At 59.9% G+C, this 16,713-nt stretch carries 10 protein-coding genes; 3 read left to right on the top strand and 7 right to left on the bottom strand.

All coding sequences use genetic code 11. The annotated features are described in order from the left end of the window. The first annotated feature begins 91 nt into the window (after positions 1-91). Positions 92-856 (top strand): methyl-accepting chemotaxis protein, encoded by a 765-nt coding sequence (locus KGB25_RS30645; protein WP_371927683.1) that lies wholly within the window; start codon positions 92-94, stop codon positions 854-856. A 147-nt stretch (positions 857-1,003) separates the two neighbouring features. Here KGB25_RS30645 and KGB25_RS22340 read toward each other — a convergent pair whose 3' ends face one another. The 5 genes from KGB25_RS22340 to KGB25_RS22320 all read right to left on the bottom strand — a co-directional run bounded on the left by KGB25_RS22340 (position 1,004) and on the right by KGB25_RS22320 (position 10,525). Continuing rightward, positions 1,004-1,606 carry a DUF924 family protein gene (locus KGB25_RS22340; protein ID WP_223436696.1) on the bottom strand — a complete coding sequence of 201 codons (603 nt, stop codon included), beginning with the start codon at positions 1,604-1,606 and terminating at the stop codon, positions 1,004-1,006. A gap of 2 nt (positions 1,607-1,608) precedes the next feature. After that, on the bottom strand, positions 1,609-2,619 hold the full coding sequence (locus KGB25_RS22335; protein WP_008040991.1) for a class 1 fructose-bisphosphatase: 1,011 nt from the start codon (positions 2,617-2,619) through the stop codon (positions 1,609-1,611). Between the two features lie 276 nt (positions 2,620-2,895). Next, positions 2,896-4,269: a DUF3999 domain-containing protein gene (locus KGB25_RS22330; RefSeq protein WP_223436694.1), complete on the bottom strand. Its 1,374-nt coding sequence runs from the start codon at positions 4,267-4,269 to the stop codon at positions 2,896-2,898. Further along, a complete protein-coding gene (locus KGB25_RS22325) occupies positions 4,266-7,859 on the bottom strand; it encodes a DUF2339 domain-containing protein (RefSeq protein ID WP_223436692.1) in 3,594 nt (1,197 codons plus the stop codon). The genes KGB25_RS22330 and KGB25_RS22325 overlap by 4 nt, the downstream gene beginning before the upstream one ends. A 215-nt stretch (positions 7,860-8,074) precedes the next feature. Beyond that, positions 8,075-10,525 (bottom strand): glycogen/starch/alpha-glucan phosphorylase, encoded by a 2,451-nt coding sequence (locus tag KGB25_RS22320; protein WP_008028030.1) that lies wholly within the window; start codon positions 10,523-10,525, stop codon positions 8,075-8,077. Between the two features lie 259 nt (positions 10,526-10,784). On the opposite strand from KGB25_RS22320, the gene KGB25_RS22315 reads away from it, so the two are divergent. Continuing rightward, positions 10,785-11,225 (top strand): YkgJ family cysteine cluster protein, encoded by a 441-nt coding sequence (locus KGB25_RS22315; protein ID WP_085988407.1) that lies wholly within the window; start codon positions 10,785-10,787, stop codon positions 11,223-11,225. Positions 11,226-11,427: 202 nt separating this feature from the next. Here KGB25_RS22315 and typA read toward each other — a convergent pair whose 3' ends face one another. Together typA and thiI are read right to left on the bottom strand one after the other, a co-directional pair. Next, positions 11,428-13,248: a translational GTPase TypA gene (gene typA, locus KGB25_RS22310; protein ID WP_008028025.1), complete on the bottom strand. Its 1,821-nt coding sequence runs from the start codon at positions 13,246-13,248 to the stop codon at positions 11,428-11,430. 139 nt (positions 13,249-13,387) lie between these two features. After that, entirely contained in the window at positions 13,388-14,842 is a 1,455-nt protein-coding gene (gene thiI / locus KGB25_RS22305; protein ID WP_223436690.1) for a tRNA uracil 4-sulfurtransferase ThiI, read from the bottom strand. Positions 14,843-15,172: 330 nt separating this feature from the next. Here thiI and glnA point away from each other — a divergent pair, with 330 nt between their 5' ends. Then, positions 15,173-16,579, top strand: a complete 1,407-nt coding sequence (glnA, locus tag KGB25_RS22300) for a type I glutamate--ammonia ligase (RefSeq protein WP_008028021.1) — start codon at positions 15,173-15,175, stop codon at positions 16,577-16,579. Positions 16,580-16,713 lie beyond the last annotated feature (134 nt).

The raw sequence follows: 16,713 nt of genomic DNA, 5'->3' as shown, positions 1-16,713 counted from the left end.
GCGGATTCACACCTCGATTCGCGAAGTGTCCTCGGCCACCGGCCAGGTCAACGAGGTCGCCCTGCGCGTTGTCGCCGCGTCCAACTCGTCGATGTTCAACTCCGATCAGCAAGCCTCGCGCACCAGCAGCGTGGCCGCCGCCATCAATGAACTGGGCGCAGCCGCTCAGGAAATCGCCCAGAACGCCGCCCTCGCCTCGCAGCATTCCAGCGATGCACGCGCCTTGGCCGAAGACGGTCAGCAAGTGGTGGATAAAACCATCGCGGCGATGCAGCAGCTCTCGGCGAAGATCAGCGATTCGTGCGGCAACATTGAGACGCTCAACAGCAACACGGTGAACATTGGGCAGATTCTGGAAGTGATCACCAGTATCTCGCAGCAGACCAACCTGCTGGCGCTGAACGCCGCCATCGAAGCCGCCCGTGCCGGTGAAGCCGGGCGCGGTTTTGCCGTGGTGGCAGACGAAGTGCGCAACCTCGCCCACCGCACCCAGGACTCGGCGCAGCAAGTGCAGAAGATGATCGAGGAGCTGCAAGTCGGCGCCCGTGAAGCGGTGAGCACCATGACCGACAGCCAGCGTCAGAGTGAAAGCAGCGTCGGCATCGCCAATCAGGCGGGCGAGCGTCTGGGTAGCGTGACACAGCGTATTGGCGAGATCGACGGGATGAACCAGTCCGTGGCCACGGCGACGGAAGAGCAGACTGCGGTGGTGGAGTCGATCAATGTCGACATCACGGAGATCAACACGCTGAACCAGGAAGGGGTGGAGAACCTGCAGGCGACGTTGCGGGCGTGTTCCGATCTGGAGCAGCAGGCGGCGCGTCTTAAGCAGTTGGTCGGTAGCTTCAGGATCTAAAGCGCTCTTGCGGGCCCCTTCGCGGGCAAGTCGAATCGTCGCACCGCCGCTCCCACAGTGATCTTCGGTGGACACAAATTATGTGTACGACGAGATACCTGTGGGAGCGGGCTTGCCCGCGAAGACGGCATCAGCCGCAATGAAGATTTAGAACCTTGACCCAGGCTGCAAAAGAAACACCAACTCCTCAACCGTAGACTCCCTTCCCAACACCGCATTGCGATGCGGAAACCGTCCAAACCGCGCAATCACCTGCTGGTGCTTCTCGGCGTAGCCCAGATAATGGCTAAAGAGTTTCCGCTCGCCCTCTGGCTGTTGCGCCACCAGATCGATATAGCGTGAGACGGCCTCATTCTGCACCGCCAGATTCTCGCAGTGCTCGAACACCAGATAGATGAACACCCGCTGAATCGGCTTCAACTGCCGATCGAAATCCGCAGCAATGCCTTGCGCCACCAGTGCCTGAGCCCTGAGATCGCCGGAAAAGGATTTGGGTGTTTCGCGAAAGATCATTCGCGGCAGTTGATCGAGCAGCAGCACCAAGGCCAGCCAACCTTCCGGGCGTTGCGCCCAGTCAGTCAATCCACCGGCCAGTGCCTGCTCGACCCAGTCCCCGAAACGCGACTGCGCTTCGAGGTCCTGGCTGTCGTGCTTGCCGAACCATAACCTGCCCTTCTCAGCCGCTACTTCGTTCGGCGATTCGGAATTTCCGAACCACCATTCGAGCAACGGCTGCCAGGGCGCGGTCATGTTTATTCCTTGTGGTAAGCCGTGACGCGTGCGACTTCTTCTTTCGAACCGAGGAACACTGCTACGCGCTGGTGCAGGCCTTCCGGTTGAATGTCGAGGATGCGCTGGTGGCCGTCGGTGGACGCGCCGCCCGCCTGTTCAACCAGGAACGACATCGGGTTGGCTTCGTACATCAGGCGCAGTTTGCCCGGCTTCGACGGCTCACGGCTGTCGCGTGGGTACATGAACAGACCGCCACGGGTCAGGATGCGGTGCACGTCGGCAACCATCGCGGCAACCCAGCGCATGTTGTAGTTCTTTTTCAACGGGCCTTCATCGCCAGCCAGCAATTCGCTGACGTAACGCTGTACCGGCGCTTCCCAGTGACGCTGGTTGGAGGCGTTGATCGCGAATTCCTGAGTGGACTCAGGGATCGTGATGTCTTCGTGGGTCAGTACGAAGCTGCCCATTTCACGGTCCAGGGTGAAGCCTTTGACGCCATTGCCCAGGGTCAGCACCAGCATGGTCTGTGGACCGTAGATCGCGTAACCGGCGGCAACCTGCTGAGCGCCTGGCTGCAGGAAGGCCTTTTCGTTCAAAGGCTCGTTCTGGGTCAGGTATTCGTTCGGGCAACGCAGCACCGAGAAGATCGTACCGACCGGCGCGTTGATGTCGATGTTCGACGAACCGTCCAGCGGGTCGAATACCAGCAGGTACGCGCCTTTCGGGTATTTGCCCGGGATCTGGTAGGCATTGTCCATTTCTTCGGACGCCATGCCGGCCAAGTGACCGCCCCATTCGTTGGCTTCGAGCAGGATGTCGTTGGACATCACGTCCAGCTTCTTCTGCACTTCACCTTGGACGTTTTCAGTGCCCATGCTGCCCAGAACACCACCCAGGGCGCCTTTGGAGACGGCGTGGCTGATTTCTTTACAGGCGCGCGCCACCACTTCGATCAGGAAACGCAGATCGGCAGGGGTGTTGTTGCTACGGGTCTGCTCAATCAAATAGCGACTCAGGGTAACGCGGGACATGGAAGGCTCCGGTGGAATGGGGGGCTAAAAACCCGCGCAGTTTAACGCGAGTCGGGGCGTATTTCCTCCTATCAGACGTGATACGTCCAACAGAGTTCATGTGCCGGGTTTAGCGTAGATCGAAACCGGCCGGATGTGGGCCGGCGACGGGCGGCAGTTTTGGGATTTTTGGTGCCTGACAGTCAGTCTTCGCGGGCAAGCCTCGCTCCTACAGTGGAACGCGTACACCTGTAGGAGCGAGGCTTGCCCGCGAATGGCGCGTAGCGCCAGCCTTTCTCAGGAATTGGCCGGAGGTTTACGCAACAAGCTGAACGCCATCGCCGCCAAAAACAAAACACCCAGCAACAACACCGCCCACAACCCGAACTTCTTCCAGTTCGGTTCAGCCTGTGCAACGGATGTGAGTGTGGAGCTCGGCGTCTCTACCACCCCGCCCGACACCGTCGCCTTGCCCAACGCCGCCCACTTCGCCGCGCTGTAATCCGGAATCAACGTTGCCAGCGGCAGGTTCGCCGCTTTCACCGTCGCATTGCCCAGCGCCAGCGTATAAGGCCCGGCACCGCGCGCCAGGAACACCAGTTGCGTCGAACGCACAGCGAAACGCACCGTCGGCGCCTCAACGCCCAAGCCACCGCCGCGTTCGTCCACCGTCAACTTCAACTGCTGCACGGTTTGCCCCGGCAACTGCAATTCGTTCTGCACCACGTCCTGGCCACTCTGGGTCAGGCGATAGAGCAAACCACTGCTCAACGGCTGCCACGGCAGGCTGCTTTCCCGACGACCGGACAACGTCACCGGCGCCAGGCTGTTTGGCTGATTCAGCTCGACCTGCACGCGCTCGACGTTCAACCCCATCGGCAATTGCCAGGTGTATTCACCCGCCTTCACGCTGGCACCCGCCAACGGCTGTGACCAGACCAATGGCAGCGGCAGGCTGCGCGTGATGGCGCTTTGCAATTGCGCCGAGGTCAATATCGGCGCCGATTGCGGCGTGCTCCACAACAAACGCAGATAACGCGCCGATTGTCCCGGCAAGCCGACCTCATGCTGCTCGACCCGCTCGTCGGCAAACGTCAGCCGCGCCACCTGCCCGTCACCCCACGACTGCCAATGCTGCAAATCGTCGCTGGCTTCGATGCTGAAGCGCTGGAAGCCATCGCGCTCGCTGGTCCAGTCGAGGATCAATTGCTGCAACGGCGCCTTGATGCCGCTGGCGTCGAGCAGCCAACCGCTCAGCACTTCTTCGCCCACCTCCAGCTGACTCGACGGCTGCACTTCGACCAGCGTGCCATTGGCGCTCGATTGCACCCGCACACTCGGCGCGCGCTCGGTGGCGTCCGCCGAGTTGTACAACGGGAACCATTTCACGTCGGTCAGGGTGGGGGGTTCGCCGGTTTTCGCGGTCTCCCGCGCCACGGCGTAGGCCTGAGCCTCACCGGCCGCGTTGAACACGCGCACATCGCTAAGGTCGGTTTGTCGCGCATTCAGTTGCACAGCCAAGGGCAATTCGAGGCGATACCACGGACCTTCGCCGCTCACGGTCAACGGCACTTGCGTGGCGAAGTCCGCCGGTTTTTCCTGCGCGTTGGCCGACAGCGCCACGCCCAACGCAACAGCGCCCAACCAGACCAGGTTCAGCTTCTGACTCAAGACGACACTCCTTCGGTTTCCGGGGCCGGTTTTTCAGATTCCGGCGCAGCATCGACGCGCTTGGGCGGCAACGGGGCGAAATAGCCCACCACCAACAGCAACACGCCAACACCGATAAACGAGACGATCCGGGCGAGTCCGCCACGGTTACTCAATTCGACAAAGAACAGTTTCGCGACCACCACGCCGATCAGCGCCGCGCCAATCAGCCAGACTTCGCGACGATGACGTAGATGGCCGCCGATCATCAGACTCAGCGCCATCAAGGTCCAGACGATCGACAGACCGGCCTGCACCTGCATCGACGCGAGCAGCAAATCCAGCTCGAACGGTACGCCGCCCCAATGGTGAGCCGTGCGATTCACCAGCGCGGTGAAAAACGCGAACAGCGAAACACCTGCGATCAGCTGCGTGGCGTGATCGAAGATGTCCTTGCGGATCGCCAGTTGCGTCACGGCGCTGCGGGCCCACACATAAACGCCGAACAGCGCAAACAGTAGCCCCAACTCCAGCGGATTGATCAGCGGCACATAGGGCAGCGGCTCGGCGGTGCCGTCGCTGACAATGTTCGCCAGCCAGAACCAGCCGAGCATGAGCAAGGCCAGCGGCGCCGCCGCGTACAGTCGATACTCGCGCGGATAAGCCGACACCGGCCACGGCCAGGCACGCGGTGCGGCCATCAACACCAGATAAACACTTGGCAGAATCGCCCAACCCAACCAACGCCAGGCGTTGTATTGCTCGGACAACAGCAGCAACCCGTAACGCAACTCCAGCGCCAGCACACCGATCAACAGCCAGCAACCGAGTACATGAGCGGTGCTCAAAGCCCGCTCGGGGAGCATCGGCGCCAGACGCCGCAGCGAGATGAAATGCACGACGAACACCGCCGCCCAGGCGAGCCAGCCGAAGTCAGCCGCCGGGTGGTAACGCGCGTGCCATGCCCCGAGCAATACCACACCCGCCACAGGAATCAGCAAAGTGCAGAGCAAACCCAGCGACGGCCATTTCAGGCGCAACGCCAACACGGCCCACAGCGCGACGCTCAGCGCCGCGACTGCCAGCAGCAACGTCGCCTGAAGATTCATCGGTGCAAAACGCAGCACTTCACTGATCCACGCCAACGCCCACCAACCCGCGCCCCACACCAGCAGCACTTCGGACAAACGCTGCAAACTCAGGACATCGAACGCCGAAGCATGGTTGCCGAGCTGCAAGCGCCAGGCGCCGACCAACGCCGCCAGCCCCAGCACCAACGGCGTCCAGAATCCGCTATGCGCCAATGGTTTGAGCCCTTCGCTGGCCAGCGGCCCCAGCAGGTCCGGCCCGGCGAACAGGAACGCCGCCCCGCCAATCACCTGCAACAGCAGACCGAAGACGAAACTCACGCGCTGCTTCAGATAAAGGCTCAGCCAGACAATGAACAGACCACTGGCCGCCCACACCGCACTTGCGGTTTGCCACGGCAGCACGAACAGAACAGCGAGATTGATCAGCACCAGGCCGGCCAGCAACACCACCGACAAACCGCGCAACAGCCGAACATCGCTGCGCACCATGTCATCGCGCGCAGCCAGCAACATACCGGCGATCAACGCCAGACCGATCAGCGACGCGCTGAGCAAACCGCTCCAGCCCGCGCTGAACACCGCGCCAGACTCACCGCTCGCACCTTGCAGGCGCAGCAGGAACAACGCGCCGCCCAGCAATTGCACAGCGAACGCGGTGAAGAGGAAGGTGCGCGATTGCAGGCGCAGACCGACAAACAACGTCGCCAGACCGGCCAGCGCCCAACTGATCGCCGTGCCATGGGTAAAGAAGAACAGCGGCGCCAGCAGATAGAGGAAGGTCAAACCGAGGCAGGCCAGCACCGGCAAGCCTTTGCGCTCCCACGCCAACGTCTGCTCAGGCAAGGCGTTAAGCAGTTGGTAGAAACTGAACAGCAGCGCCACGCCGAGCATCAACGCGCCCAGCGGCGCACCTTCCAGCAGGCTGCTTTCGCCGAACCGCAGCTCACTGAGGAACGCCAGCGCCGAACCCAGTTGCAGCAGCAATGCAAAGGCGCGCGCCAGCGGTCGTTGCTGACGCAATCCGAGCCAGAAAATCCCGGCGCCTTCCACCGCCCAAGCGGCCGCTGTCCAGCGCGCATCAAGCCCCAACGGGATCGCCAGACTGGCGAAGATCACGCCCAACGCCAGACAGGTTTCCGCTAGCAACAACGCTCGGCCACCCATCAGCAAGCGGGCCAGGCCCATGTAAATCATGCCCAGCGCCAATGCACTGAAAGCGGCAGCGAACTCCAGATGCTGGACCAGCGCGAACTGCAAACCGAAACCCACCAGCGGCGGGCCAAACAACATCGTCCCGTCGACGTAGTCACCTTTGCGTGCCGACCAGTGCAGCAGCGCCTCGCGACTGTCGTCCTCGGGCGCGTCGCTCATTTCCAGCAACTTGCGTCGTGCAAACAGTAGCCCGATGACCAGGTACATCAGGAAAAACACAATCAGGAACGGCTCGGTGCTCCAAAGCAGCTCCGGTGTGTAGGAGCGCAGGCCCCAGGCGAAACCGATGCCGAAGGTGCCGACAAAGCCGATCAGGTTGAGCAGCCGCCAGGCCTTGAACCAGGCGATGGCGAGAATGCCGGCGTTGAGCAAGGCGAAATAGCTGAACAGCGCGACATGGTTGCCGGCGCCGGTGGACGTCAGGATCGGCGCGGCGAAACCGCCCAACGCGGCGGCGCACGCCAGTGCCAGCGAGTCTTGAGTGATGGCCAGAATGGCCGAGAACACCGTCACCGCCACCAGCAGCCCAAGCGCCGCCGTCGGATCAAGCAGCGGATGCAAACGCATGGCCGCGAACACCGTCAGGTACAACACGGCGATCCCGGTGCCTTGCAGCATCAACGCATAGTTAGTGTTGCGATGACGCAGCCACCAGCCCAGACCGAGCAGGGCCAACGCAGCCGCCGCCACCCCGGCGTAACGCAGTTCGATCGGCACCACCATGCCTTCGGTGGCATAGCGCAGCAGAAACGCCAGACCGAGGAACAACAGCACCACACCGACCCGCAGCACGGTGTTGCCACCGAACAGCCAGTTACGGGCACCGCTGATGGCGCGCTCGATGAAGTTCGGGCCGCGCGGGACGGCGGGCTCGCGGGCAACCGGTTCGGATTTCCAGGCATCGTCGGGCAGCGGACGGCTGGTTTGCGTCGTTGTCGCGGTGATCGGTTCGAGTTCGGGCGGGAGTTCCCAGACCATCTCCGGGGAAGAGACAGGGACTTCTTCGAGAATGAATACGGGGGACGGGGCCGGTTCGCTGGCAAGCGGTTCCTCGGCAAGCGGCTCGCTGGTTTCAGGCGCCTTGACGCCAGACACCTCCAGCGTGGCCAGGCGTTGCTGGACCGCATTCAGTGCGACCTGCGCCTGCTCCAGCAGAGCGCGCTGTTCAGCCGCCTGTGAACCCAAACGGCCGATGCGAATGGCCTGGCCGATACCCAACCCGAGTAACGCCCCCAACAGCGCGTCGCTGAACGACTCGTCGAGTATCCAGCCCAGCACCAGCCCAATCAGCATGAACATCCATTGCATGGTCGATATCCCTAAGCGGCCCATTGCCTGTGGCGTCTGCGCTGATGCTTTCGCGGGCAAGCCTCGCTCCTACAGGTATGCGTAAATCCTGTAGGAGCGAGGCTTGCCCGCGAAGATGCCCACAAGGACATCACTGAAACATCTGGCAAACTGGTGCTTAGTATATCGGTCAGGTCCAACAACCGTCGGACCTTGCGCACATTTGTGGCTAAAAGTTACTCCAATGCTTTCCAGATATCCGTCGCGTACTCGCGAATGGTCCGGTCCGAGGAGAACCAGCCCATCCGGGACGTGTTCAACACCGCCGAACGCCACCACTCGTTCGAATCGTGCCAATGGGCTTCAACACGCATCTGCGCGTCCCAGTAGGAATCGAAATCGGCGCAGACCAGGAAGCGGTCGTAGTCGATCAGCGAATCGATCAAGCCGGTGTAACGGGACGGATCATCCGGCGAGAACACCCCGCCACGAATCGCTTGCAGCACATCATTGAGCCGATGGGACGCGGCAATGTCCGGCGTCGCATTGAATTCATGATTCTGTTTGCGCGCTTCAACCTGCTGCGCACTGAGGCCGAAGATGAACATGTGCTCGGCGCCGATGCGCTCGCACATTTCCACGTTGGCGCCGTCCAGCGTGCCAATCGTCAGCGCGCCGTTGAGGCCGAACTTCATGTTACTGGTGCCCGACGCTTCGAAGCCTGCGGTGGAAATCTGCTCGGACAAATCCGCCGCCGGAATGATGCTCTCCGCCAGGCTGACGTTGTAGTTAGGCAGGAACACCACTTTGAGCAAGCCGCGCACGGTCGGGTCGTTGTTCACCACCCGGGCGATGTCGTTGGTCAGTTTGATGATCAGTTTGGCCTGGTGATAACTGGCGGCGGCCTTGCCGGCGAAGATCTTCACCCGCGGCACCCAGTCGATTTCCGGCTCGGCGCGAATCGCCTGATACAGCGCGACGGTGTGCAGCAAGTTGAGCAACTGACGTTTGTATTCGTGGATCCGTTTGACCTGCACGTCGAACATCGCCGCCGGGTTGACCGCGACCCCAAGGCGCTCGTGAATGATGTACGCCAGCGCTTTTTTGCTGTGCAAGCGCTGTTCGGCGAAGGCCTTGCGGAACGCGGCTTTTTCCGCGAACGGTTCCAGATCGAGCAAGCGCTCCTCCGGGTTATCCAACAGATCAGGGCCGAGGGCATCGACCAGCATCGAGGTCAATTCCGAGTTGGCCTGATACAACCAGCGGCGGAAGGTAATGCCGTTGGTCTTGTTGTTGATCCGCTCCGGGTAGAGCTTGTGCAGTTCCGAGAACACGGTTTTGCGCATCAGTTGCGTGTGCAGTCCGGACACGCCGTTGACGCTGTGGGAGCCGAGAAACGCCAGGTTGCCCATGCGCACACGGCGACCGTTGTCCTCTTCGATCAGCGATACCGCGCGCAGCACGTCAAAATCGTGAATGCCTTTGGCGCGTAGCGAATCGATGTGCTGGGCGTTGATCAGGTAAATGATCTGCATGTGCCTTGGCAGCATCCGCTCCATCAAACCGACCGGCCAGGTTTCCAGCGCTTCCGGCAACAGCGTGTGGTTGGTGTACGAAAGCGTGTCGACGGTGACCTGCCACGCGGCGTCCCACGCCACGTCGTAGACATCGACCAATTGGCGCATCAGCTCGGCCACGGCAATGGACGGGTGAGTGTCGTTGAGCTGGATTGCCGCGTGGTCGCCCAGGGTCAGCACCGAGGTGTGCATGTTGCGATGACGGCGCAGCAAATCCTGGAGAGATGCCGCGACAAAGAAGTATTCCTGGCGCAGGCGCAGTTCCTGTCCGGCTTCGGTGCTGTCCGCCGGATACAGCACGCGGGAGATACTTTCCGCCCGCGCCACTTCAGCGACCGCGCCGAGGTGGTCGCCGGCGTTGAAGCGTTCGAGGTGCAAATCTTCCATCGCACGGGCACGCCACAGGCGCAGCGTGTTGACGCTCGCCCCGCGCCAGCCGACTACCGGAGTGTCATAAGCAATGGCGCGCACGGTTTCCGCCGGGGACCAGACTTGCTTGGACTTGCCGTTTGAGTCGGTCACGGTTTCGACGCTGCCGCCGAAGCCGATCGGGTAAACCACTTCCGGCCGTTCGAATTCCCACGGGTTGCCGAAATCCAGCCAGTGTTCGGTCTGTTCCTGCTGCCAGCCATCGACAATCGCCTGGCGGAACAAGCCGTGTTCGTAACGGATGCCATAACCGTGGCCGGCGATGCCGAGGGTCGACATGCTTTCCATGAAGCACGCCGCCAGACGACCGAGGCCGCCGTTGCCCAAGGCTGCGTCGGGCTCCAGCAAGCGGATACGTTCAAGGTCGACGCCGAGCTCGGTCAGCGCTTCGCGGGCGACGTCGAGCAGGCCGAGGTTGCTCAAACTGTCGTAGAGCAGCCGGCCGATGAGAAATTCCAGGGAGAGGTAATAAACCCGCTTCTGACCTTTGCGGTAGATCTGCCGGGTGTGGTCCATCCAGTGCTCGACCATGTGATCGCGCGCAGCCAGCGCAATGGCTTCGAACCAGTCGTGGTCGAAGGCGTGATCCGGGTCTTTACCCACCGCGTAGGTGAGTTTGGTCAAGACGGCGTCGCGGAATGCGGCCACCTCTGCTTCGCGAACAAGTGGTTCTTGAGTCATCGATAAGACCTCGAGCGAGCTTTGAGTTGTCTGAGCCTAGACGGTCTGACAGGCGGTAGAGGCTCTGGTTCGGCAGTTTTTCCTGTTAGTGCGAGATAGGTCGGCATTACCTTGTCGTGTACCTGAATCAATGCAGGGGCCGTGCCGGAATTCAAGGGTTGTTGACCACAGTTAAAAAAATCTGGCGAAAGGTTGTTCAAAAATCCACCAGTCCCGGTATGATCGCGCGCCCTGATGCACACGCTGGTAACAACCGATGATGAAGCCCAACCTGATCGCCGCCGCAGAGATCGATCGTCTCGATACCTGGGCCAAATACTCTGCGCCGATGTGCGGTTCCTGCATATCCAGCTGCTGCACCCTGCCGGTCGAGGTCAAGATCAAGGACCTGATCCGCATCGGCATCGTCGACGAGTTCGAGCGCGGCGAACCGGCGAAGAACATCGCCAAGCGTTTGCAGAAGGAAGGGATCGTCGAGCGTTACAGCCAGAAGACCGAGATCTTCACCCTCCAGCGCATGAGCAACAACGATTGCCTGTATCTGGATCGTAAGAGCCGTCTGTGCACTATTTATGAAAAGCGCCCGGATACTTGCCGCAATCACCCGAAGATCGGGCCGCGACCGGGGTATTGCGCTTACAAGCCGAAAGAAGTGGCGCGCGAGACCAGCAGCAGCCGTCGGCCTCTCGAGAAATTCTGATCTGGATTATCGGCGCCTGAACGGGCGCCTTCGCGGGCAAGCCTCGCTCCTACAAGGGCAGCGCATAACCTGTAGGAGCGAGCGATGCGGCGATCCGACTTGCCCGCGAAGGGGCCGTTGAAAACACCACACAAATCGCAGACAAACAAAAACGCCCCCGGCCTTTCGACCGGGGGCGTTTTCATTCAGCCTGAACTAAAACTCAGTTCTTGGCTTTCTTGGCAGCGCGGGTACGCTCGCCTTCGTCCAGGATCTTCTTGCGAAGACGGATGGACTTAGGAGTAACTTCACACAGCTCGTCGTCCTGGATGAATTCCAGGGCCTGTTCCAGGGTGAAGCGAACAGGTGGAACCAGAGCGATGGTTTCGTCTTTACCCGAAGCACGCATGTTGTCGAGCTTCTTACCTTTGGTTGGGTTGACGCCCATGTCGTTATCACGGCTGTTCAGACCAACGATCTGACCGTTGTAGATTTCCTGACCGTGTTCAACGAACAGCTTGCCACGTGCCTGCAGGGTTTCCAGGGAGTAGGTCAGAGCCTTGCCGGTTTCTACCGATACCAGAACACCGTTCTGACGACCGGACATGTCGCCGGACTTCATGGTGTCGTAGCGATCGAAGATCGAGGTCAGGATGCCAGCACCGTTGGTCAGGGTCAGGAACTGGTTACGGAAACCGATCAGACCACGAGCAGGGATGTTGTATTCCAGACGCACACGGCCTTTGCCATCCGGCACCATGTTGGTCAGGTCGCCCTTACGCAGACCCATCTCTTCCATGACCTTGCCCTGGGATTCTTCAGGGGTGTCGATGGTGACGTTTTCAAACGGTTCCTGCTTCACGCCGTCAACCTGACGGATGATCACTTCAGGACGACCAACGCCCATTTCGAAGCCTTCGCGACGCATGGTTTCGATCAGTACCGAGAGGTGCAGCTCACCACGGCCGGAAACCTTGAACTTGTCAGCCGAGTCGCCTTCTTCAACGCGCAGAGCAACGTTGTACAGCAGCTCTTTGTCCAGACGTTCCTTGATGTTACGGGAAGTCACGAACTTGCCTTCTTTACCGCAGAATGGCGAGTCGTTTACCTGGAAGGTCATGGAAACGGTTGGCTCGTCAACGGTCAGAGGCTTCATCGCCTCGACGTTGTCCGGCTGGCACAGGGTGTCGGAGATGAACAGCGAGTCCATACCGCTCACGCACACGATGTCACCGGCAAACGCTTCTTCAACGTCGATACGGTGCAGACCGTGGTGACCCATCAGCTTCAGGATACGGCCGTTGCGTTTCTTGCCGTCGGCGCCGATGGCGACAACCGGAGTGTTCGGCTTGACGCTACCACGAGCGATACGGCCAACACCGATAACACCCAGGAAGCTGTTGTAGTCCAGTGCCGAGATTTGCATCTGGAACGGGCCTTCACGGTCAACTTTCGGCGCAGGTACGTTGTCGACGATCGACTGGTACAGCGGGGTCATGTCTTCAGCCATGTCGGTGTGGTCCAGACCGGCAATGCCGTTCAGGGCCGAGGCGTAGACGACTTTGAAGTCCAGCTGTTCTTCGGTGGCACCCAGGTTGTCGAACAGGTCGAAGATCTGGTCCAGAACCCAGTCCGGACGCGCGCCTGGACGGTCAACCTTGTTGATGCACACGATCGGACGCAGGCCGGCTTCGAAAGCCTTCTTGGTCACGAAACGGGTTTGCGGCATAGGGCCGTCTTGAGCGTCAACCAGCAGCAGAACGGAGTCAACCATCGACATTACGCGTTCAACTTCGCCGCCGAAGTCGGCGTGGCCCGGGGTGTCCACGATGTTGATGTGGTAGCCGTTCCAGTTGATGGCGGTGTTTTTCGCCAGAATGGTAATACCGCGCTCTTTTTCCTGGTCGTTGGAGTCCATCACGCGCTCGTCGTTGAGCTCGTTGCGCTCCAGAGTGCCGGATTGACGCAGGAGTTTGTCTACCAGGGTGGTTTTACCATGGTCAACGTGAGCAATGATGGCGATGTTGCGTAGATTTTCGATCACTTGTGTATCTCGATCAGAGGATTCGGTGTGCTGACAAGTCTTGGCAGCGATTAACAGTAGAGTCAGGCCTTGCCGTTACAGCTTGACGGCAGAGTCGGGGGGCCGATGACGCAGGCCACAGGCAAACAGCCCCGGGCTCTTAGCTCGGTCGATAAACGCGCACATTGGCATGCCCCTCACTGAGCAAATGGTGGGCATGCAGGCGACTCATCACGCCTTTGTCGCAATACAGCAGGTACTGGCGAGTAGGGTCCAGTTCCTTGAAACGAGCGTTCAATGCATAAAACGGCATCGTCTGTACCTCAATGCCAGCGAGTTCCAGCGGCTCGTCTTCAGCGGCATCCGGGTGACGGATGTCGATGATGATCTGGCCCGCCAGTGCTTCGCTGACTTCTTCGATCTGCAAGTCCTGGCCCAATTCGTCGATCACGCGATCGATCGGCACCAGTTTGGCGTTCTCGAGCGCACGCTCAAGGACTGCCATGTCGAATTCTTTCTCTTCATGCTCCACCCGGTGGCGCTTGGCAGCCGTCTTCGGGTTGACTGAAATGACCCCGCAATACTCCGGCATGTGCCGGGCGAAATCGGCGGTACCGATTTCGTTGGCCAGATCGATGATGTCCTGCTTGTGACTGGCGATCAGCGGGCGCAGCACCAGCTTCTCGGTCACGCAGTCGATCACGTTCAGATTCGGCAATGTCTGGCTCGACACCTGGGAGATCGCCTCCCCGGTCACCAGCGCTTCGATTTGCAGTCGATCGGCAATTTGGGTCGCAGCGCGCAACATCATACGCTTCAATACTACGCCCATATGACTGTTATCGACTTTACCGAGAATTTCTCCCAGTACTTCCTCGAACGGCACACTGACAAATAACACGCGTTGGGAGCTGCCGTACTTCTTCCAGATGAAGTGCGCGACTTCCATCACGCCCAGTTCGTGGGCCCTTCCGCCCAGATTGAAGAAGCAGAAGTGGGCCATCAGGCCGCGACGCATGATCTGGTAGGCCGCCACAGTGGAGTCGAAGCCGCCGGACATCAGCACAAGCGTCTGTTCCAGGGCACCCAGCGGATAACCGCCGATGCCGTTGTGCTGACTATGGATCACGAACAACCGTTGGTCGCGAACTTCGATTCGGACTTCGATTTCAGGTTTTTTCAGGTCGATCCCGGCGGCACCGCACTGGCGGCGCAACTGGCTGCCGACGTATTTCTCAATATCTATCGAGCTGAATGGGTGCTTGCCAGCGCGTTTGCAACGCACCGAGAAAATCTTGCCGGCCAGTGCGTCACCGTAGTGCTGCTTGCATTTTTCAACGATGTCGTCGAAATCACCCAGCGGGTACTCATCGATTTGCAGGAAGTGCGCGACGCCCGGCATGCAGCTCAGACGCTCGCCCATCTCCTTCAGAGCCTTGGGATCGCTGACGCGGGTTTCCAGCTCGAGGTTGTCCCACACGCCGTTCACCACCACAGCCGGATCCAGATCGCGGAGCACGGCACGGATGTTCTTGGCCAACTGGCGGATGAAACGCATCCGTACCGGGCGGCTCTTGATGGTGATCTCTGGGAAGACTTTTACGATTAATTTCATGGAAACAGCGCGCGCGAGGCCTGCCGAAAAAGGGGGGCGCGGATTATAGCGGAAATTGCTCAAGGTTTAACCAGTTAATGTGCAGAAGGTTTTGCACGCACCAAAACAGGTCATTTATTGATTTTAGCGCCACATTGTAGGGCGGGATTTTCTCCATTAATGCGCATTACACCTTTATAAGCGTGATATTGGGGCAAAAAACCCATGGTGGGGCACTGGCATGCAATTTGCTCCCTTGTGAGGCAGGTTGCCTTGGCAGAGTATTCGCGCCGGCATCACCCACATTCTAAGGGCATCCACTACTAAGCCCGAAGCCACCCGGAGGACACTATGTCGAAGTCGGTTCAACTCATCAAAGATCATGACGTCAAGTGGATTGATCTGCGCTTCACGGACACCAAAGGCACCCAGCACCACGTGACCATGCCGGCTCGCGACGCGCTGGATGAAGACTTCTTCGAAGTCGGCAAGATGTTCGACGGTTCCTCCATCGCTGGCTGGAAAGGCATCGAAGCCTCCGACATGATCCTGCTGCCGGACGACAGCACTGCCGTACTGGACCCGTTCACCGAAGAGCCGACCTTGATCCTGGTCTGCGACATCATCGAACCTTCGAGCATGCAAGGCTACGATCGCGACCCACGTGCGATCGCCAAGCGCGCAGAGGAATACCTCAAATCCACCGCCATCGGCGACACTGTGTATGCCGGTCCGGAGCCAGAGTTCTTCATCTTCGACCAAGTGAAGTTCAAGTCCGACATCTCCGGCTCCATGTTCAAGATCTACTCTGAACAAGGCTCGTGGATGTCCGACCAGGACGTGGAAGGCGGCAACAAAGGCCACCGTCCAGGCGTCAAAGGTGGTTACTTCCCGGTTCCGCCGTTCGACCACGACCACGAAATCCGTACCTCCATGTGCAACGCACTGGAAGAAATGGGCCTGACCGTCGAAGTTCACCACCACGAAGTGGCAACTGCCGGCCAGAACGAAATCGGCGTCAAGTTCAACACCCTGGTGAAGAAAGCCGACGAAACCCAAACCCTGAAGTACGTCGTGCACAACGTGGCCGATGCCTACGGCCGCACCGCTACCTTCATGCCTAAGCCTCTGTACGGCGACAACGGCTCGGGCATGCACGTGCACATGTCCATCTGGAAAGACGGCAAGAACACCTTCGCAGGTGAAGGCTATGCCGGTCTGTCCGATACCGCTCTGTACTTCATCGGCGGCATCATCAAACACGGTAAGGCCCTGAACGGCTTCACCAACCCGGCGACCAACTCCTACAAGCGTCTGGTTCCAGGCTTCGAAGCTCCAGTAATGCTAGCCTACTCGGCCCGTAACCGCTCCGCTTCGATCCGTATTCCTTACGTGTCGAGCCCGAAAGGCCGCCGTATCGAAGCACGCTTCCCGGATCCGGCTGCCAACCCGTACCTGTGCTTCGCAGCACTGATGATGGCTGGCCTGGACGGTATCCAGAACAAGATCCACCCTGGCGATGCAGCTGACAAAAACCTGTACGACCTGCCGCCTGAAGAGGCGAAAGAGATCCCACAAGTTTGCGGCAGCCTGAAAGAAGCCCTGGAAGAGCTGGACAAAGGTCGTGCGTTCCTGACCAAAGGCGGCGTGTTCTCCGATGACTTCATCGACGCTTACATCGCTCTGAAAAGCGAAGAAGAAATCAAGGTACGTACCTTCGTACACCCACTGGAATACGAGCTGTACTACAGCTGCTGATCCGGTAGCGCCTGCGCAAGCGGCGTGACAAAAAAGAGGCCTCCTTCGGGAGGCCTTTTTTGTGCCCGCAATTAACGGGTGCCCCTTTGTAGGAGCCGGCTTGCCGGCGATGGCGCCCGTGAGAACGCCATCGC

This window comes from Pseudomonas sp. BF-RE-21 (assembly GCF_019947305.1).
In the GTDB taxonomy this organism is placed as follows: domain Bacteria; phylum Pseudomonadota; class Gammaproteobacteria; order Pseudomonadales; family Pseudomonadaceae; genus Aquipseudomonas; species Aquipseudomonas migulae.
This window is presented reverse-complemented; position numbering and strand designations above follow the sequence as displayed.